This is a genomic window from Opitutus sp. ER46 (genome assembly GCF_003054705.1).
Classification (GTDB): domain Bacteria; phylum Verrucomicrobiota; class Verrucomicrobiia; order Opitutales; family Opitutaceae; genus ER46.
The window spans coordinates 312,631-330,952 of record NZ_QAYX01000017.1; the positions used below are offsets into that span (position 1 = coordinate 312,631).

General features: G+C 67.6%; 16 protein-coding genes. 12 read left to right on the plus strand and 4 right to left on the minus strand.

Features of this window, described 5'->3' with window-relative positions:
- Positions 1-10: 10 nt before the first annotated feature.
- From DB354_RS03550 to thiE, 7 genes are all read left to right on the plus strand, one after another.
- Complete coding sequence (locus tag DB354_RS03550; protein WP_107834040.1) at positions 11-1,732, plus strand: methyl-accepting chemotaxis protein; 1,722 nt, start codon at positions 11-13, stop codon at positions 1,730-1,732.
- A gap of 105 nt (positions 1,733-1,837) precedes the next feature.
- Entirely contained in the window at positions 1,838-2,311 is a 474-nt protein-coding gene (locus DB354_RS03555; RefSeq protein WP_107834041.1) for a chemotaxis protein CheW, read from the plus strand.
- A gap of 11 nt (positions 2,312-2,322) precedes the next feature.
- On the plus strand, positions 2,323-3,189 hold the full coding sequence (locus tag DB354_RS03560; protein WP_107834042.1) for a CheR family methyltransferase: 867 nt from the start codon (positions 2,323-2,325) through the stop codon (positions 3,187-3,189).
- A 53-nt stretch (positions 3,190-3,242) separates the two neighbouring features.
- A complete protein-coding gene (locus tag DB354_RS03565; protein ID WP_107834043.1) occupies positions 3,243-4,322 on the plus strand; it encodes a chemotaxis response regulator protein-glutamate methylesterase in 1,080 nt (359 codons plus the stop codon).
- Between the two features lie 119 nt (positions 4,323-4,441).
- Positions 4,442-5,167, plus strand: a complete 726-nt coding sequence (locus DB354_RS03570; protein ID WP_158277348.1) for a response regulator — start codon at positions 4,442-4,444, stop codon at positions 5,165-5,167.
- Between the two features lie 87 nt (positions 5,168-5,254).
- A complete protein-coding gene (gene thiM / locus DB354_RS03575) occupies positions 5,255-6,049 on the plus strand; it encodes a hydroxyethylthiazole kinase (protein WP_107834045.1) in 795 nt (264 codons plus the stop codon).
- A complete protein-coding gene (gene thiE, locus DB354_RS03580) occupies positions 6,046-6,669 on the plus strand; it encodes a thiamine phosphate synthase (RefSeq protein ID WP_107834046.1) in 624 nt (207 codons plus the stop codon). The genes thiM and thiE overlap by 4 nt, the downstream gene beginning before the upstream one ends.
- A gap of 24 nt (positions 6,670-6,693) precedes the next feature.
- On the opposite strand, the gene DB354_RS03585 is transcribed toward thiE, so the two are convergent.
- A complete protein-coding gene (locus DB354_RS03585) occupies positions 6,694-8,328 on the minus strand; it encodes a S8 family serine peptidase (protein WP_107834047.1) in 1,635 nt (544 codons plus the stop codon).
- A gap of 410 nt (positions 8,329-8,738) precedes the next feature.
- Here DB354_RS03585 and DB354_RS03590 point away from each other — a divergent pair, with 410 nt between their 5' ends.
- Both DB354_RS03590 and DB354_RS03595 read left to right on the plus strand, forming a co-directional pair.
- Entirely contained in the window at positions 8,739-9,989 is a 1,251-nt protein-coding gene (locus tag DB354_RS03590) for a serine hydrolase domain-containing protein (RefSeq protein WP_107834048.1), read from the plus strand.
- Positions 9,990-10,118: 129 nt separating this feature from the next.
- Complete coding sequence (locus DB354_RS03595; RefSeq protein WP_107834049.1) at positions 10,119-11,165, plus strand: ROK family protein; 1,047 nt, start codon at positions 10,119-10,121, stop codon at positions 11,163-11,165.
- A 779-nt stretch (positions 11,166-11,944) separates the two neighbouring features.
- On the opposite strand, the gene leuB is transcribed toward DB354_RS03595, so the two are convergent.
- Positions 11,945-13,045: a 3-isopropylmalate dehydrogenase gene (gene leuB, locus DB354_RS03600; RefSeq protein ID WP_107834050.1), complete on the minus strand. Its 1,101-nt coding sequence runs from the start codon at positions 13,043-13,045 to the stop codon at positions 11,945-11,947.
- A 311-nt stretch (positions 13,046-13,356) separates the two neighbouring features.
- Between leuB and DB354_RS03605 the strand changes: the two genes are divergently transcribed.
- From DB354_RS03605 to DB354_RS03615, 3 genes are all read left to right on the plus strand, one after another.
- A complete protein-coding gene (locus tag DB354_RS03605; RefSeq protein ID WP_107834079.1) occupies positions 13,357-13,992 on the plus strand; it encodes an MBL fold metallo-hydrolase in 636 nt (211 codons plus the stop codon).
- A 109-nt stretch (positions 13,993-14,101) separates the two neighbouring features.
- Positions 14,102-15,265 carry a bifunctional diaminohydroxyphosphoribosylaminopyrimidine deaminase/5-amino-6-(5-phosphoribosylamino)uracil reductase RibD gene (gene ribD / locus DB354_RS03610; protein WP_107834051.1) on the plus strand — a complete coding sequence of 388 codons (1,164 nt, stop codon included), beginning with the start codon at positions 14,102-14,104 and terminating at the stop codon, positions 15,263-15,265.
- Between the two features lie 200 nt (positions 15,266-15,465).
- The gene (locus DB354_RS03615; protein WP_107834052.1) at positions 15,466-16,068 is read left to right on the plus strand and encodes a non-canonical purine NTP pyrophosphatase; all 603 of its coding nucleotides are present in this window, start codon (positions 15,466-15,468) and stop codon (positions 16,066-16,068) included.
- A gap of 285 nt (positions 16,069-16,353) precedes the next feature.
- Here the strand turns inward: DB354_RS03615 and DB354_RS03620 are convergent, their stop codons facing one another.
- The gene (locus DB354_RS03620; RefSeq protein ID WP_107834053.1) at positions 16,354-17,007 is read right to left on the minus strand and encodes a response regulator transcription factor; all 654 of its coding nucleotides are present in this window, start codon (positions 17,005-17,007) and stop codon (positions 16,354-16,356) included.
- Positions 17,004-18,110 carry a sensor histidine kinase gene (locus DB354_RS03625; RefSeq protein ID WP_158277349.1) on the minus strand — a complete coding sequence of 369 codons (1,107 nt, stop codon included), beginning with the start codon at positions 18,108-18,110 and terminating at the stop codon, positions 17,004-17,006. The genes DB354_RS03620 and DB354_RS03625 overlap by 4 nt, the downstream gene beginning before the upstream one ends.
- Positions 18,111-18,322: the final 212 nt, after the last annotated feature.

An 18,322-nucleotide genomic window follows, 5' to 3' on the forward strand; every position in this document is an offset into this window, starting at 1 on the left:
CACCTCACTCATGAAGAACCTATCCATCGGCAAACGCATCATCGCGGGATTCAGCGCGGTGATCGTCATAACGGCGCTCCTCGCCGCGTTCTGTGTCATCCGGCTCCAGCAGATCGCGGAGCGTTCCGACGCCGTGGTGCGCCGGGCCATGCCCGGGTTGTACACCATCAGTATGGTCTCGGAGAACCTACGCGAACAGCAGGCGACTATCTACCGGCACATCATCGCCGCCACGGAGGCCGAGATAGACGCGGTCGAAACCGAGCTGCGCGGCCAGTCGGAGAGGAATACCAAGATCCTCGCCGACTACGACAAGACGATCGTCACCGAGGAGAACCGCCGCAAGATTGACGAGATCAACCGAGCGCGGGCGGCCTATCGGCCCATCGTCGAGGAGGTGCTGGCGTTTAGCCGGGCCCGCAAGAACGACGAAGCGTTTGCCGCCTGCCGCAACAAGCTTCAGCCGGTATACCTGAAGTACACCGCCGCCGTGGAGGACGCACTTGCCTTCAACAAGACCCGGAGCGACGAGGCGGGTGCGGATATCGAGTCGGCCATCGCTGCCGCGAAGGTAGGACTGATCGTCGGGCTGATCGTGGCCCTGGGAGTCGGCATCGGTATCGCGCTCGTGATCACGCGCAGCATCACCCGGCCGATCGCGGTCGCGGTGAGCGCCGTGGAACGGGTCGCCGGCGGAGACTTGACGGCCACGATCGATGTCACCTCGCGCGACGAAATCGGGCAGATCTGCGCCGCGATGAATCGGATGATCGAAAGCCTGCGGGAGATCATCGGTGACGTGACCACGGCAACCGGCAACGTTGCCGCGGGCAGCGAGCAGATGAGCGCCACCGCCCAGCAACTGTCCCAGGGCGCGTCCGAGCAGGCCGCCTCGGCCGAGGAGAGCACTTCGTCGATGGAGGAGATGGCCGCGAGCATCGAGCGCAACGCCGACAACGCGCGGCAGACCGACAAGATCGCGAGCAAGGCCGCCGAGGACGCCAAGACCGGCGGCGAGTCCGTCACCCGCACGGTCAACGCCATGCGCGAGGTGGCTGACAAGATCAGCATCATCGAGGAGATCGCCCGCAAGACCGACCTCCTCGCGCTCAACGCGGCGGTGGAGGCCGCCCGCGCTGGTGAGCACGGCAAGGGGTTCGCCGTCGTGGCGAGCGAGGTGCGCAAGCTGGCCGAGCGCAGCCAGACCGCCGCGGCCGAGATCAGCCGCATCACCGCGTCGGGCGTGCAGGTCGCCGAACAGGCCGGTGACATGCTGACCAAGCTCGTGCCCGACATTCGCAAGACCGCCGAACTCGTCCAGGAGATCGCCGCCGCCAGCGCCGAGCAGAACACCGGCGCCGCGCAGGTGAACAAGGCGATCCAGCAGCTCGACCAGGTCATCCAGCAGAACTCGTCCGCGTCCGAGGAGATGGCCGCCACCGCCGAGGAGCTTTCGACGCAGGCGCAGCAGCTCCAGACCACGATCGCGTTCTTCAAGGTGAACCACACGGGTGGTCCGGCCGATCGTCGCGCCGCGACCCCCGGCGGGGTGAAGCGCACCCCGGCATCGGCGCCCGCCAAACGCGGCACGCCGCCCGCGGCGCGCAGCTCGGGCAGCAACGGCCAGGGCGAGAACGGCAACGGCCACGCCTCCGAGCAAGGCGCGGTGATCTCCCTCTCGGAGAAGCCCGCCAAGGGCGACAGCCGCGACCGTGAATTCCAGCGCTACTGAGCTCCGATTCCGGCCCTCGTCTCCGCCCGGTGTCTCCCTCCCCAAACCCGTGCGGCGGGACCACCCTCCGTCCCGCCGCCGCCTCCGCCCCAATCTCAATCCTTCATGAGCACGACTCAACCCGCCCAATTTCTGACCTATCGCCTTGGCGACGAGATGTTCGCCGTCGGCGTCGCCCAGGTACGTGAGGTCCTCGAACTCGCCCCCATCACCAAGGTCCCGACGGCGCCGGCCTACATGCGCGGCGTCGTCAACGTCCGCGGCAACGCCATCCCCGTCGTGGACCTCCGCACGAAATTCGGCCTGCCACCCGCGGTCGACACCCTGCACACCCGCATCATCGTCCTCGAACTCACGCTCGACGGTGAGTCGTGTGTGATCGGCGGCATCGCCGACAGCGTCCACGAGGTGATCGAGCTCGATCCGAGCCAGACCACCCCGCCGCCGACCATCGCGATGCGCTGGCGCAGCGAGTTCATCCGGGGGATGGGCCGGCGCGGCGAGCAGTTCATCATCATCCTCGACATCGATGCGGTGTTCTCGGCGGACGAGCTGACCGCCGTTGCCGCCGCCACCTAACCACCGACCGCATGACGTCCGCGACCGTCACCGGGGAACGGGGCACCGATCTTGCGATCTCGCCGGAGCGTTTTCGGCGGGTGTCCGAGTTCATCACCCGCGAACTGGGTATCCGCATGTCGGATGCCAAGATTCCGCTCCTGCAGAGCCGGTTGCAGCGGCGGGTCCGTCTGGCGGGCTGCGCCTCGCTCGAGGATTACCTCCACCTCGTGCTCACGGCCGGCGAGGCGCACGTCGAGCGGCTGGAGTTCATCGACGCCGTCACCACGAACAAGACCGACTTCTTTCGCGAGCCGCAGCACTTCGACTTCCTGCGCACCGTGGCGCTGCCCGCGCTCGATCCGGACGCGGGCCGGCCGTGGACCTGCAAGGTGTGGTCGGCCGGGGCATCGACGGGCATGGAGGCGTACACGCTGGCGATGGTGCTGGGCGAGATTGGCGCCCATCGTGGGCATGGCTTCGATTTCGAGGTGCTCGGGACCGACGTCTGCCGGCGCGTGCTCGAGACGGCGCGCGCGGCGATCTACGACGCCGCCGACGTCGAGTCGGTGCCGCTGGAACTGCGCAACAAGTACCTCCTGCGCAGCCGCGATCCCGGCCAGCGGCAGGTGCGGATCGTGCCCGAGCTTCGGACCCGGGTGCGGTTCGAACCGCTCAACTTCATGGCGGCGCGCTATGCGGTCCGGGAGGTCTTCGACGCGATCTTCTTCCGGAACGTGATGATCTATTTCGACAAGCCCACGCAGGAGCGCGTGGTGAACCTCCTCTGCGAGTACCTGCGGCCCGGCGGCTACTTCTTCGTCGGGCACTCCGAGTCGGTCGTCAGCCTGGATGTGCCGTTGCGCACCGTCGGCTCGGCCGTGTACCGCAAACGCTAGCGTGCGCCCGCGGGCCTGCGCTTCCGCCCGAGAACCCTTTGTTCCCCCATAACATGCCGCGCAAGATTCGTGTCCTGGTCGTCGACGACTCCGCGTCGGTCCGCCAGACGCTCAAGGCGATCCTGGAGTCCGACCCCGGCATTGAGGTCATCGCCACCGCGTCGGATCCGTTCGTCGCGGTCCAGCGGATCGCCGAGCAGGTGCCGGATGTCATGACGCTCGACGTGGAGATGCCCCGGATGGACGGCATCACCTTCCTCGAGCAGATCATGCGGCAGCACCCGATCCCCGTCGTGATCTGCTCCAGCCTCACCGACGACGGCTCGCGCACGGCGCTGGCGGCGCTGGAGCGCGGCGCGGTCGATATCATCTCGAAGCCGAAGCTCGGGACGAAGCAGTTCCTCGAGGAGTCCTCGATCCGGATCTGCGATGTCGTCCGCTCGGCGGCACGCGCCGGCGTGCGCCGTTTCGCCGGTCCGGCGCTGCGGGCGACGCCGAAGCTCACGGCCGACGCCGTGCTCAGCCCCGCCGGAGCTGGCGCGATGCTCGAGACGACCGAAAAAATCATTGCCGTCGGCGCTTCCACCGGCGGGACGGAAGCCTTGCGCGTGTTCCTCGAGGCGCTGCCGGCGAACGCCCCCGGCGTCGTGATCGTGCAGCACATGCCGGAGAAGTTCACGGCCAGCTTCGCCGCCCGGCTCGACGGCTTGTGCAAGGTTTCGGTCGCCGAGGCGGTCAACGGCGCCGCGGTGCTCCCGGGAGAGGTTCTCATTGCTCCCGGCAATCATCACCTGCTGCTGAAACGTAGCGGTGCGCGCTATTACGTGGAGGTGCGCGACGGGCCGCTGGTTTCCCGCCACCGGCCGTCGGTCGATGTGCTCTTTCGGTCCGTAGCCCGCTATGCAGGCGCGAATGCGGTCGGCGTGCTCATGACCGGGATGGGGGATGATGGCGCCAAGGGCATGCTCGAGATGAAGCAGGCCGGCGCCTTCAACATCGCCCAGGACGAGCAAAGTTGCGTGGTCTTTGGCATGCCGAATGAGGCAATCAAGCTGGGCGGCGTGGACGACGTGGTCGCGCTGGAAGCAATTGCCCCGCGGGTGCTTCGGGCATGCGCGGGCATTCGGCGTTGAAAATGAGCACGGGATTCACAGTTTCCAACGCTCCCTCTCGTACGCGCCGCTCCATCCGCCTGCTTGTGAATTCAACGTCCTCCGCTTCCGCCACCCCCGCTTCCGCCTTGCGTGTGCTCGTGGCCGACGACGAGGAGGTGTTTCGCCTCAGCACCGCGGCGCTCCTGCGCAGCGCGGGTTTCGAGGCGGTGGTCGTGGCGGACGGGGCGGCCGCGCTGGCCCGGCTGGCGACCGAGCACGTGTCGCTGGTGATTTCGGACATCAACATGCCGGGCAATGAGGACCTGGAACTGGTCCGGGAGCTCCATACCCGGCATCCCGGCCTGCCGGTGATCCTCCTGACGGGCTTTGCCTCGGCGGAAAGCGCCATCCAGTCGGTCAATGCCGGCGTGGCGGCATACCTGCGCAAACCGGTGCGCGCCGACCAGCTCCTCGACGCGGTGCAGCGCAATATCGGCCTTTACGAGACGCGACGGGTCGTAGCGCGCAGCCTGGAACATCTGCGGAGCTGGACCACGGACCTCGCGCGGGTCGACGAGCAGATCCGGCAGGCACACGATGCGAGCCAATCCGGCATCGTCGCGAACTACCTGGAGGTCTCGCTTGGCCGGCTCGCCATGGCCTTTGCGGATGTGCGCGAGGTGGCGGAAGTGCTGGCGCGTTCGCCGGGCGGCGCGGCCGGGATGCGCACGCACGAGCTGGAGCAGGCGGTGCGCGAGGCGGTGACGGTGTTGGAACGCACCAAGCGCGACTTCAAATCGAAGGAACTCTCGGACCTGCGCCGGCGGCTCGAGTCGCTGGTCGACGCTGAGGACGGCGAGGAAAGTGATCGCCGGACCGCCTGAGCGGGCTGGAGGGCCGGTGCGGCCGTAGGACCGTGGTTTGGGTTGAGATGGGCGGATGAGGCAGCCTAGCGTCCAACTCCTTTTCCCATGAACCCGATCGATACCGTCGTCACCACCCTCGACCAACTGCGGCGCCGCCGGCCGCTGGTGCACTGCCTCACGAACGGCGTCGTGAAAAATTTCACCGCCAACGTGCTGCTCGCGCTGGGCGCGGCGCCCGCGATGGTGGAGCACGCGGAGGAGGCGGCGCAGTTTGCCGTGATGGCCGATGCGCTCCTGGTGAACGTCGGCACGCTCGACGAGCCGCAGATGCGCGCGATGCGCGCGGCGGTCGCCGCGGCGGTCGCGGGCAAGCGCCCTTGGGTCCTCGATCCCGTGGCGGTCGGGCCGCTGGCCGTGCGCACCGCCTTCGCCCGCGAGTTGCTCGCGCATCGTCCGACCCTCATTCGCGGCAACGCCTCGGAGGTGATCGCGCTCTCCGGCAGCGCCGGCAAGGGGCGCGGCGTTGACAGCGGTGACTCGACCGAGGCGGCGCTGGCCGCCGCCGAGGACCTGGCGCGCCGGACTGGCGGGGCGGTGCTCGCGACCGGCCCGGTGGATTATGGCACCGACGGCCGCACGCGCGTCGCATGTCACAATGGCCACGTGCTCCTTACCCGCGTGACTGGCGTCGGGTGCGCACAGGGCGCGGTCGCCGCGGCCTGCGCGGCGGTGGCGGAGTCGCCCCTCGCGGCGGCGATGACCTCGGCCGTGATCATGGGCATCGCCGGCGAGCGCGCGCAGCGCGTGGCCGCGCGCCCAGGGTCGTTCGCGGTGGCGCTGCTGGATGCGCTCGATGAGATCGATGGCACCATCATTCGCCGGGAGGCGCGGCTTTCATGATCGATTACGGCGTCTATCTCGTCACCGACGCGCCGGAGCGTTACCCGGCCGGGCTGCTTGCCGGTGTCGAGACGGCGCTCGCGGGCGGCGTCTCGGTGGTGCAGTACCGCGCGACGGGCGGCACGCGTCGGGAGCAGTTCGAGGCCGCTCGCGCGCTGCATGAAATGCTCCGAGTGCGCGGGGTGCCATTGGTCATCAACGACGCCGTCGACCTCGCGCTGGCGGTGAACGCCGAGGGGGTGCACGTGGGGCAGTCGGATATGCCGACGGACGTCGTGCGCCGGCTGCTTGGGCCCGGGCGGCTACTTGGGCTCTCGATCACGGAGCTTGCGCAACTTCAGGTCGTGGGCGCCGAGGTGGATTATCTCGGCGTGGGCCCGGTGTACGCGACGCCGACCAAGCCCGACGCCGCGCCGCCGCTGGGGCTCGACGGGCTGCGCGCAGTGAAGGCGCAGGCCCGGCTGCCGGTCGTGGCGATCGGCGGGATCAATCTTGCCAATGCCGCCGCCGTGTTCGCCGCCGGCGCCGCGGGTGTCGCGGTGGTGTCGGCTTTCTCCCAGGCGGCGGATCCCGCGGCGGTGGCCCGCGCGTTGCGCGCGGCGAAGGGCGCGGCGCGCTAATCCGTTTCGGTCGGTTGACCGCGGCTACTTCGTCGCGGTCAGCACGCTTGCCCGGGTGTTGTTTGTCGGCACCTGGTCGACGGTGCCGATCGGGTTGATGAGCGTGGTGGAAAAGCGGATCTGGCCCGACGCCTTGAGCGCGGCGGCGTCGACCGGGACGGTGACGAGCTTGGTCTCACCCGCGTCGAGACTCGTGACGTCGTAGTACGTTGTGTACGCGCCGCTCGTCACCGCGAGGGACAAGCTGGAGACCGGGGCGCCGCCGCGGTTCTGCAGCACGAAATCCATCTGCCCGGTGGCGGCATCGTAGTAGTGGCTCGAGACCGCGGTGTCGGTGTAGGCGCGGTTGGTCGCGTTCATCGCCCACGCCAGGTTCAGGATGCCGTGGCCGTAGTTCGGATCGGTTCCCGGGGCGCCGACGTCGTTGGCCGTCTGGGTGAGAATCTGGGCGGCCTGCGCCGCGGTGAGCGCCGAGTTCTGCGACATGACCGCGGCGATCGCGCCGGCGACGAGCGGGGCGCTGGCGGAGGTGCCGGAAACGTACACGCGGCTGTTGTCGAGCCAGGCGGTCTGGACGGCATAACCGGGCGCGCTCAACTGGAGCTGCGCGCCCGAGTTGGAGAACGTCACCTGCTGTTCGGCGAGGTCGACGGCTGCGACCGAGATCACGCGCGGGTCGGCGGCAGGCCAGGCAAGTTGGGCGGCCTGGTCGTTGCCGGCGGCGGCGACGATGACGGCGCCGTTGTTGGCGGCGTAGGTGATGGCGGCATCGAGCAGGGCATTGGTGGCGTAGCCGCCCAGGCTGATGTTGATGACGCGCGCCCCGGCGTCGGTCGCGGCGACGATCGCCTGTGAGAGCGTGTAGATGTCGCTCGTGCCGGAAGTATCCGTGACGCGGATGCTGAGCACGCGGGCGGCGGGCGCGACGCCCGGCGCATCGGCGGCGAGCCCGGCGGCGAGCGAGGCGACCGAAGTGCCGTGACCGTCATCGCTGGCGGTGCCGGGGAACACGCCGAGCCCGACGTCGAGCGTCTGCACGCGCCCGGTGCCGAAGGTGGCGTCGGCGAGGGCGACGCCGGTGTCGAGGACGGCGATGGTGACACCGCGGCCCCATTGGGAGCGGTCGCCCGTGGCGCCGAGGAAGGCGAGGGCGGAGTTGCGGAAGGGCACCTGATTCACGGCGTCGCGCGCCTCCTTGGCGGGGATGGGCGGCACGCCAAAGAGGTAGTTGCCGGAAAGGTCGGCGTAATCGGACGGGTGCTGGGCGGCGTCCAGCTGCAGGGCGGCGAGATCGGTGTAGCGCACGCGTACCGAGCGGAGGGCGTCGAGCCGCCCAACGATGGTCAGGCCAGCCTGGGCGGCGCGGGCGAGAAAGCGGGCATAAGCCGCGTCGTCCTTGAAGGTGAGCACCGCCTCGTTGTGGCGGATGTCGCGGCGACCGAGCAGCCGCTGAAGCCGGGCGAGCAGGTCGCGCACCGCGGGGTCGGTTCGCGACGTCACGGTCGGCACGGCAGTGGAGGCCGCGGTCGCGGCGGCAGGGGCCGGACTGGAGAGTCGGGCCGGGTGGGGCGCGACCGCCTGGCGGCGCCAGAACCACCCCGTCAGCAGGACGCACAGCAGCCCGCAGGCGGCGAGGGCGGCGGTGGTGGTCTTTTTCATGAGCACGGGAAGGACGCGGCCGGGGGGCGAAAGTGCCGGAAATGTGGCCGGGGTTGCATGGAAAGTCTAGGGGGCGGGTGGCCCCTCCTGGGTCTTTCTCTTACTCTTCCTCTTTCTCTTACTCTCGCGGCGAGGCCGGGCGCCGCCGGCGACCGGCCCGAGAACGCCCTACGGAGTGAAAGTGAGAGTGAGAGTGAGAGTGAAAAGGGGGAGCCGCGGATCGGGCAGGCCTCAATCCCTCAATCCCTCAATCCCTCAATCCCTCAATCCCTCAATCCCTCAATCCCTCAATCCCTCAATCCCTGAGTTCTTCGAGAGTAAGAGAAAGAGGAAGAGTAAGAGAAAGACTGGGGGGAAACGGGGCAAACTTCGCGCGTGACCCGGGCGGGACGGCGTGATTGTTCTCCGGCATGAGTTCACCCTCGCTGCTTCGCGTTACCCTTGGTGCATTCACGCTGGCCGCCGCGGCGGCCCTGCGCGCGGCCACGCCGGCCGAATTGGGCTTCGATCCGGGCCGACTCCAGCGGCTGGACGCGGTGATCCAGGAAAACGTCGACCAGCAGAAACTCGCGGGCGGCGTGATGTACATCGCGCGGGACGGCCAAACCGTGGAGCTGAAGGCGTTCGGCATGCGCGACATCGAGGCGAAGCAGCCGATGACGACCGACACGATTTTCCGCATCGCGTCCATGAGCAAGGCGGTGACCTCGGTCGCGGTGATGATCCTCTACGAGGAGGGTAAATTCCTGCTGAGCGACCCGGTCTCGAAGTACCTGCCGGCGTTCAAGGAGTCCCGCGTGGCGGTGCCGGCGCCCGCGGGTTCGCCAGCGGGCACGAAGTACACGACCGTGCCGGCGAAGCGGCCGATCCAGATCCGCGACCTGCTGACGCACACCGCCGGGCTGACCTACGGCGACGGGCTCGCGGTCGATGACTACAAGGCGGCGCGGTTGCACGGCTGGTACCTGATCGATCACGACGAGACGATTGGTGAGGCGGTCGACCGGCTGGCGACGCTGCCGTTGCACGCCCAACCCGGCGAGGCGTGGCAGTACGGGTATTCGACGGACGTCCTCGGCCGGCTGGTCGAGGTGGCGTCCGGCATGCCGCTGGACCGGTTTTTCGCGGAGCGCGTTTTCGCCCCGCTGAAGATGGTGGACACCTGTTTTTACCTGCCGGTGGAGAAGGAAAGCCGGCTGGCCAAGGTGTACGGCGTCGAGGACGGCAAGCTGGTGCTCACCGACGGGGGCCACTTCGTCCGTGGGCCGCGGAAGCTCTTTTCGGGTGGTGCGGGCCTGGTCTCGACGGCGACGGACTACGGCCGGCTGCTCCAGATGCTCCTCAACGGCGGCACCCTCGACGGCGTGCGTATCCTCAGTCCCAAGACGGTCGCGCTGATGTCCGAGAACCACACCGGCACGAAGTATCCCAACGACACCGGCGCCTTCGGACTCGGGTTCTGGGTGATGAAGGACGTCGGCTACTACGGCGAAGTCGGCACGGTCGGCTCGTACGGGTGGGGCAGCGCGTACTTTCCGCAGTACGTCGTCGACCCGAAGGAGCGGATGGTCGCGTTCATGATGACCCAGCTCCGTCCGACCGGTGGCTCGCGGCTGAACCAGCAGGTGAAGGCCCTGACCTACCAGGCACTGTTGAAATAGCTCCCGGTCTCCCGGCAGCCGCGTTCGCGCCGTCCGTCACGGACGCAGCGCGGCTGTTACGCTGTTACACGCGCCGGCCGGAACAGGACTTGCCGGCGCGTGGATTTTCGCCCCGACTGAACCACCCAAATGAGCACGACGCCCCCCAACGTTTACATCGGTACTGACTCCGGCGCTACGACCTCGAAGACCGGCGGTGTCTGGTCCGATGGCACCCCGATCTCGCTGCAGCTGCGCCAGAGTTCCACCAACTCGCAGCTCGGCACGACGGCCGTCGTGGCCGGCTGGGTGGAGGGCGTGGAAGGATTCCTGTCCGACAATAAACTGACCTGGGCGCAGGTGCAGGGCGTGGGCCTCGCGATTCCCGGGCCGTACCTGCGTTATGGCGTGCTCGATCGCACGGCGAACCTGCCGGCGTCGTTCGCCGGTTGGGACTTCGCCGCCGACTATGGCGCGGCGCTCTCGGCCAAGGCGGGGCGTCCGATCCCGCTCGTGGTGGGCAACGACGGCAACTACGGCGGCGTGGGCGAGGCGGCACGCGTGCGCGGCAATCGCAAGGCGACCGTGCTGATGCTGGCGCCGGGCTCGGGCCTGGGCGCGGCGTACATCGGGCCGGATGGCCTGCCGCTTGAAGGCGACACACTGGCGGGCATGGAGGCGGGGCACATGCCGGCGCCGTTGCACCTGCTCGGCGGGATTCGTCCGTTCTCGTGCGGCTGCGGCCGCGACTGGGGCTGCGTCGAGGCGTACACCACGATCTCGGGCTTGCCGCAGTTGCTCGCGGAGTTCCTGCCGAAGTATCCCGGCCACGAGGTCGCGACCTCGAAAGCGCCGATCAAGGAGAAGGTGTTGTCGTTGCGCACGCGGGCGCAGAAAGGTGATCCGCTGGCGGTCGACATCTTCAATTTCCAGGCGCGGGCCCTCGGCCTGCACATCGCCAACCTTACGATCGCGCTCGACGCGGAGATCGTGGTGATCGGCGGCGGGTTGATGGATCCGGGCGCGACGACGGAAGAGTTCCGCACGCGTTTCCTTGCGGCGGTGCGCGCGGCGGCCGAGCCGTATCTCTTCAAGGTGCAGCGCGAACGCCTGCAGATTGTGCCCGCGACGTTGGGCGATCTTTCCCAGGCGATCGGGGCCGCGCTTGTGGCGCTTTATTCGGCGCAGAATCGCTGAGCGATTCCGCGAAGGCGGCGCGGAGAAACGCGCCGCCTAACGGAGGTGGAGGTTGGGACTTGGGCCGCAAACGGCGCAAGAGGCGCAAAAGGAGCCGCGGATTTTGAGGCCGGCCGCATGGGAGACGGAGGTTTTTGGACTCAGATAACTCGGATGGAGACAGGATAGGACAGAGTTCGAACAAGCCAGGGTTGGCCACGAGGAGGCGCGAAGAGGCACCAAAACAAGGCAGCGGTGAACAGGAGGGCGCGGAGGGCGCAGAGGATTCGATCAGGAGTTTGACCCTCCGGATCTTTGTAATACCCCGCATTGATCCGAGTCATCTGAGGTCAAACAACAGACTGTGCAGGTGACAGAGACGGATTTGGTTTGGGCCGCAAATATGCGCAAAAGGCGCAAAAGAATCCGATGCGGATTTACGCCCGATCTTTGGCCTTCCCTTGCGCGGGTGGGCACGTGGCGCCCTGATTCGCGCCCCGAATCCGCCCCGATTGCGCCCTCGTTGTGCCCCGACCGTGCCGCGAACTCGCGCACTTCGCGCCCCCTTTCTTGTTCAGTGGTCCGATGCTTTCGGTTTTCGTGACCACGAAAACCGGCGATACGAGGGGACGATGGCTGCAATTATTATTCGTTAATTGGCAAGCGCTTAGCGAATAATGTCCAGATACTCCGGAATAATGTCCGGATACTCGCGCATAATGTCCGGATACTTCTGACGGAATTTTGCGCGGCCGCTGATTGAGATTCAGAAAGAAATCGCGGCCGAGCGTGAAGGGATCTTACAGCCGCGCGATGATGGCGTCCGTCATTTCGCGTGTGGAGACCGACGGCTTTCCGAACGCGATGTCACCGGTCCGCGTGCCGGAGGTGACAGCGGATTTGACGGCGGTCTCGATGCGCGTCGCGACCTTTTCAAGGCCGAAACTGAAGCGCAGCATCAACGCGACCGACAGAATCTGCGCGCACGGATTTGCGATGCCCTTGCCCGCAATATCAGGAGCAGTGCCGCCCGCGGGTTCGTAGAGCCCGAACGGCAGACCGAGGGAATTGCGGCCGGCGCCGAGCGACGCGGAAGAAAGCATGCCGAGCGAACCGCAGATCACGGCCATTTCGTCGGAGAGAATGTCGCCGAACATGTTTTCGGTGACGAACACGTCGAATTGGTTCGGGTTGCGCGCGAGCTGCATGGCCGCGTTGTCCACGTACATGTGGCTGAGTTCGAGATCGGGCGCGTGTTTCGCGACGTACTCGGTCACGGTTTTGCGCCAGAGCACGGAGGTTTCGAGCACGTTGGCCTTGTCGATCGAGCAGAGCTTCCGCTTGCGCGAACGCGCGGTGGTGATGGCGGTGGCGACGATGCGTTCGATCTCGCTCTTGCGATAGATCATCGTGTCGACCGCCTGCACGTCACCGTCGGGCAGCGTCGTGGTCTGCTTCGGCTGGCCGAAGTAGAGGCCGCCGGTGAGCTCGCGGATGCAGACGATGTCGATGCCGTCGGGAATGCGCTCGGTCTTGAGCGGCGAGGCGTCGGTGAGTTCGCGGTACAACAGGCCCGGGCGGATGTTGGCGAAAAGCGTGAAGTGCTTGCGCAGCGGCAGGAGCGCGGCGCGCTCGGGCTGCTCCTTGGGCGGGAGCTTCTCCCACTTGGGACCGCCGACGGAGCCGAAGAGGATGGCGTCGGACTCGCTGCAGACCTTGAGCGTGGAGTCCGGCAGCGCCTTGCCGTGGTTGTCGATGCCGGCGCCGCCCACATCGGCCTTGGTGTAGGCGAGGGTGAGGTTCTCCTGGCGGGCAACGTGTTCGAGGACGCGCAGCGCCTCGTTCATGACTTCCGGCCCGATGTAATCTCCCGCAAGGACGGCGAACTTGAGTGTCGGCATAGAGGGAAAGAGGAGGTAGCGGCCGTCCGCGCCGAGGGAAAGCGCGAAGTGGGGGGCATGACAGAGGTTCTCCGGCCGCCTCCTCGCGGGGCGGCCACCAAATCTTTCTCTTCCTCTTACTCTTCCTCTTTCTCTCAGAGTCGGCTGCCCGGCCGCGCCGACCGGGCGAGAGGAAGAGAAAGAGAAAGAGGAAGAGTAAGAGAAAGACCGGGGCAGCGGCCTGCCCCCTCACACCCTCACTTTCGCTCTCACTTTCACTCCGTCCCATTTCCCGAGTTGCGCGAGGCCGCAAAAGCGGTGGATTGGGCGGCGTGAATCTTCACGTCCTGCCCGCGGGGCCCATTCAAACCAATGCCTACCTTCTCATGGCGCCGGAGCGCGGTGAGGCGGTTCTCGTCGACGCGCCGGGAGACATTTGGGCCGAGATCGAGCCCTTGCTGCAGGAGAAAAAGTGCCGGCTGGTCGAGCTCTGGCTCACGCATGGACATTGGGATCACACGCAGGGCGGCGCCGAGGTGGTGCGGCAGACGGGCGCGAAGGTCCGCGCGCACCGCGATGATCAGATCATGATCGAGGATCCTTCGGTCATGGAACGGTTCATGGGCGAGACGCTGAATCTGGAGCCCATGCACGTCGACCTGTGGGTGAAGCAGGGCGATCGCTTCGATGCCCTCGGCCACCAGGTCGAGGTCCGCCACGTGCCCGGTCATTGTCCCGGCAACGTGCTTTTCCATTTCCCCGCGCTCGGCTGCGCGATCGTCGGCGATGCGCTCTTCAACGGCAGCGTCGGCCGTAGCGACCTGCCGGGCGGGAGTTTCGAGCAGCTCGAGAAATCGATCCGCGAGCAGATCTACACGCTGCCCGACAACACCGTCGTCTTCCCCGGCCACGGGCCGAAGACGACGGTCGGCGACGAGAAGCAGCACAACCCTTACGTGCGCGGCTGAGCGCGCGGTGCGTTCGCCGTCGCGCTCGAGGCGGCGGCGCCGCCCACCACTTTCGTTTCGCCCTCGCGGGCGTTCACTGTTTCAAGAAGAGCCGTCTCCAACGTTTGGCATGACCACACCTGAACAACACGAGGGATTCATGCGCCGGGCCCTGGCGATGGCGCGCAGTGTCTGGGGCAACACGCATCCCAACCCGATGGTGGGCGCCGTGATCGTCGAGGACGGTCAGGTCGTCGCCGAAGGCGCCACCGCCCCCGACGGCGGGCCGCATGCCGAGCGCCTCGCGTTGCTCGCCCGCGGCAAGCAGCCGCGGCCCGGGGCCACGATGTACGTGACGCTCGAGCCGTGCAGCACGCACGGCCGGACCGGCGCCTGCACCGATGCGATCATCGCCTCGGGCATCAAGCAGGTGGTGGTCGGCGCCAAGGATCCCAATCCGGCGCACGCCGGCCGCGGGTTCGACGTGCTGCGCGCGGCGGGCATTGAGGTCATCACGGGCGTGCTCGAGCGCGAGTGCACCGACCTCAACCTGATCTTCAACCACTGGATCACCCAGGACGGGCCGCTTCTCGCCGCCAAGGCCGGGACCACGCTCGACGGCAAGATTGCCTGCCGCACCGGCGAATCAAAGTGGATCACCAACGAGGCTTCGCGCGCCGACGTCCACCGCTGGCGCCGGTTGTTCCCAGGCATCGCCGTCGGCGCCATGACGCTCCTCAAGGATGATCCGCGGCTGACCGCCCGGCGGCCCGGTGAGCCAGAGTGGTGTCCGAAGCGCTTCGTGTTCGACGGGCTGCTGCGCACGGTCCTCGACAAGAACCTGCCGACCGCCTTCACCGACGAGTTCCACGCCAACACGATCGTCGTCACGACACCGCACGGCGGCCTCGGCTACGTGCGCAAGCTGCGCGACATGGGGATCACGGTGTGGACGTTTGATTCGCCGACGCAGCGCGTGCCGTTCGCCGACTTCCGGAAGAAGTGTGCCGAGGAGCGCATCCCCGGCGTGCTCTTCGAAGGTGGCGGGCAGCTGATCAGCGAACTCGTGCGCGCCCGGCAGCTCGACTACCTGTTCGTGTATCACGCGCCGATGCTGTTCGCGGACGACAAGGCGAAGAGCATCTTCAGCGGCCTGCGGCCCGAGAAGCCCGAGCACGCGGTGCGGATGGTCGACGTGCAGCACGAACACTTCGACGGCGACCTGCTGATGCGCGGGCGAGTGCAGTACCCCGAGAAGCTCATCATCGACGAGACAGTCTTTAGCATCCGCTAAGTGAGGGTGAGAGTGGGGGCCGGTTTGGATCTTTCTCTTACTCGTACTCTTCCTCTTTCTCTCGAAAGCGCCGCCGGCGCGCGGCGCGAGAACGGGAACAAGCGACGAGAACGAGAACGAGCGACGGGGCGGCTACGAAAACCGGAGACCGCCCTCAACCCCTTACTCCCTTACTCCCTCAATCCCTCATTCCCTCCATCATGCTGATCCACTTCGCCTCCGGTAACGCCCACAAGGTTGCGGAGCTGCAATTGCTCGCGGACGCGGCGCACGCGCCGGTGCGGATCGTGTCGGCGCGGGACGTCGGCGGCATGCCGCCCGTGGTGGAGGATGCCGGGACGTTTGTCGGCAACGCGCGCAAGAAGGCGCTGGCGCTGCGGGCCAAGCTGCCGGCGGACGCGTGGACGCTTGCGGACGACAGCGGGCTGTGCGTCGATGCGCTCGACGGCGGGCCGGGCGTGGAGTCGGCGTATTACGCGGGGCCACAGGGCGACAGCGCGGCGAATCTGGCGAAGCTGGTGACGGTGATGCGCGACGTGCCGCCCGAGCGGCGCCGGGCGCATTTCACGTGCGTGCTCCTGCTCGCCGGGCCGGACGGTCGCGAGTTGATGTGCGAAGGCCGCTGCGAAGGTCGGCTGCTGGTCGCGCCGCGCGGAGGGCAGGGGTTTGGCTATGACCCGCTTTTCGTCCCCGACGGCCACGAGCAGAGCTTCGCAGAGCTCGGCGAAACCGTGAAGAACGTGATCAGCCATCGCGCCCGCGCCTGGGCGAAGTTTGTGGCCGCCCGCCCCTGGGCGACGTGAACGATCGGGGCGATCGGGCACATCGGGGAGGTCCGACTGATCAGTCTGATCCGACCGATCGATCGGATCTTCTGCCAGCGGCTCGCCGCGGCACCGCCCTCCGGCTTCCGACTTCAGGCCTCAGGCATCCATTCCGGCCTCTGACATCTGATGTCTGACCTCTGATTTCCGGCCTCCGGCTTCTGGCCTCCGTTTGTCGACACTGACCTCTGACATCCGACTTCTGACGTCTGATTTCCGCCCTCCGGCCTCCGGCTTCTGGCTTCCGGCTTCCGACCTCCGGCCTCAGGCCTCTGGCTTCTGGCCCGCATACAGCGCGGCGGCTTCGGCGCGGCGGGAAACCTGCAGTTTTTCGAACACGGTGCTCAGGTAGTTCTTCACCGTCTTGTCACTGAGCCCGAGCTTCACGCCGATCTCCTTGTTGGTGTTGCCTTCGGCGAGGAGCGCGAGGACCCGCTTCTCCTGGGGCGATAAATCGGCGAGCCGCTCGCGCGGGCTGGCGCCGCCGGTGCGGGCGAGTTCCATGACACGCGCGGTGACGGCGGGGTCGAGGATGGACTTGCCGAGCGCGACATCACGGATCGCGAGAACCAGGCGGCGGGCGTCGATTTCCTTGAGCAGGTAACCGTGCGCGCCGGCGCGAATCGCGTCCTCCACGAGCCGGTCGTCGATCACGGACGTAAGAATCAGCACGCGGGTGTCGGGCGCCCGCCGGAGGATCTGCCGGCAGGCATCGAGCCCGGAGCCGTCGGGCAGGCGGATGTCGAGCAGCACGACCTGGGGCAGGAGCTGGACGCAGGCGGTGACGGCCGCGCCCACCGTGGCGGCCTCGCCGACGATCTGGAGGTCGGCTTCCGTGGCGAGGAGCGCGCGCAGGCCGACGCGGACCACTTCGCTGTCGTCGACGATGAGAACGCGGATCGGGGCGGGAGAGCTCATACGACCGGAGGCTGCGGTATTGGGAAGTTGGCGACGACGCGCGTGCCCTCGCCTGGACGGCTGGTGAGGCGCAAGGTTGCGCCCAGACGTTCGGCGCGCGCGCGCATGTTGGCGAGACCGAAGCCGCCGGCGCGTTCCTGGGCGACGTCGAAGCCGCGGCCATTGTCCTGCACCAGCAGGCAGACTTCGCCGTCGCCCCGGTGGAGGCGCACGGTGATTTGGGTGGCGGCGCCGTGGCGCAGGGCGTTGCTGATGGCTTCACGGGCGATCTGGAGCGCTTCGAGGTTCTGCTCGAGCGAGAGTTCAGCGGCGGCCTCGTCGTCGGCCTTGATCTCGATGCCGGTGGGCCGGCCGGCGCGGAGTTGTTCGAACAAGGCGGTGACCCCGCGGCTGAAGCTGGCGCGGCGGAGGTTCTCGGGCGCGAGTCCCGTGATGTAGGCGCGTACGTCGCGGATCGCGGCGTTGAGGCTGGCGCGGACCTCGTCGAGCCGGCGTTCGGCCTGGGCGGGATCGGCGCGGAGGAGCGGACGCATCGACTCCAGCGTCAGGCCGGCGGCGTACAGGGCTTGGATGATGCCGTCGTGCAGGTCGCGTCCGAGACGGATCTTTTCCTCCACGGACTGGGCGAGCAGGGCCTGCTTGAGCTGAGCGTCCTCTTCGGCGCGGCGCCGGACGTCGCGTTCGCGCGAGAGTTCTTCGCCGCGGGCGGCGGAGTCCTGGGCGAGCCGGGTGAGGGTGCCGATCTCCTGGCGCGTGGCGGCGAAGGGGGCTCGGGTGTCGGCGGCGCTGCCGGCGCGCAGGGAGAGACTGACAACCAGGGCGAGGGCGAGGACGAGCCCGATGAGGGCGAAGACGAGCGGGAGCCGTTGGGAAAAATGGACCACGCGGGGCGTGGAACGGGGCGAGACCGGGAGCGCGGGAGCGGCAGTGGCCGGTGCGTCGGTCGACGGGGCGTCGGCGACGGCGGCGCTGACGCTGGCCGAAGCGGACGCCGGAGGGGCATCGGGGGCGTTACGCTGCCAGAGCGGCGCGGCGAGAAGGGCGGCGAGGATGGCGAGGACCACAAAGAGGGCCAGGCCAAGGAATCGCGGCAGCGGGTTCATCGGGTGGCGAGCGTGGGGCTTCACCTCCGCCGTCGCAACGGCGGAGGTGAAAGTGAAAGTGAGAGTGAGAGTGAGAGTGAAAGTGAGAGTGGAATAGCCACGGGGCGGGGCCGGGCGGGCCGAAGGGGTGCGGCGACTCTTTCTCTTACCCGGAGCCATGCAGTAGGAACTTCGTTTAGGTGGCAAATTGGGGTCGGTCTTCTACTGCATTG

Coding starts and splice junctions, on each gene's coding strand:
- DB354_RS03625 (WP_158277349.1), bottom strand. CDS start 18,110: ATGAACCCGCTGCCGCGATTCCTTGGCCTGGCCCTCTTTGTGGTCCTC.
- thiM (WP_107834045.1), top strand. CDS start 5,255: ATGAACCCGATCGATACCGTCGTCACCACCCTCGACCAACTGCGGCGC.
- DB354_RS03555 (WP_107834041.1), top strand. CDS start 1,838: ATGAGCACGACTCAACCCGCCCAATTTCTGACCTATCGCCTTGGCGAC.
- DB354_RS03560 (WP_107834042.1), top strand. CDS start 2,323: ATGACGTCCGCGACCGTCACCGGGGAACGGGGCACCGATCTTGCGATC.
- DB354_RS03565 (WP_107834043.1), top strand. CDS start 3,243: ATGCCGCGCAAGATTCGTGTCCTGGTCGTCGACGACTCCGCGTCGGTC.
- DB354_RS03550 (WP_107834040.1), top strand. CDS start 11: ATGAAGAACCTATCCATCGGCAAACGCATCATCGCGGGATTCAGCGCG.
- ribD (WP_107834051.1), top strand. CDS start 14,102: ATGACCACACCTGAACAACACGAGGGATTCATGCGCCGGGCCCTGGCG.
- DB354_RS03595 (WP_107834049.1), top strand. CDS start 10,119: ATGAGCACGACGCCCCCCAACGTTTACATCGGTACTGACTCCGGCGCT.
- leuB (WP_107834050.1), bottom strand. CDS start 13,045: ATGCCGACACTCAAGTTCGCCGTCCTTGCGGGAGATTACATCGGGCCG.
- thiE (WP_107834046.1), top strand. CDS start 6,046: ATGATCGATTACGGCGTCTATCTCGTCACCGACGCGCCGGAGCGTTAC.
- DB354_RS03615 (WP_107834052.1), top strand. CDS start 15,466: ATGCTGATCCACTTCGCCTCCGGTAACGCCCACAAGGTTGCGGAGCTG.
- DB354_RS03585 (WP_107834047.1), bottom strand. CDS start 8,328: ATGAAAAAGACCACCACCGCCGCCCTCGCCGCCTGCGGGCTGCTGTGC.
- DB354_RS03620 (WP_107834053.1), bottom strand. CDS start 17,007: ATGAGCTCTCCCGCCCCGATCCGCGTTCTCATCGTCGACGACAGCGAA.
- DB354_RS03590 (WP_107834048.1), top strand. CDS start 8,739: ATGAGTTCACCCTCGCTGCTTCGCGTTACCCTTGGTGCATTCACGCTG.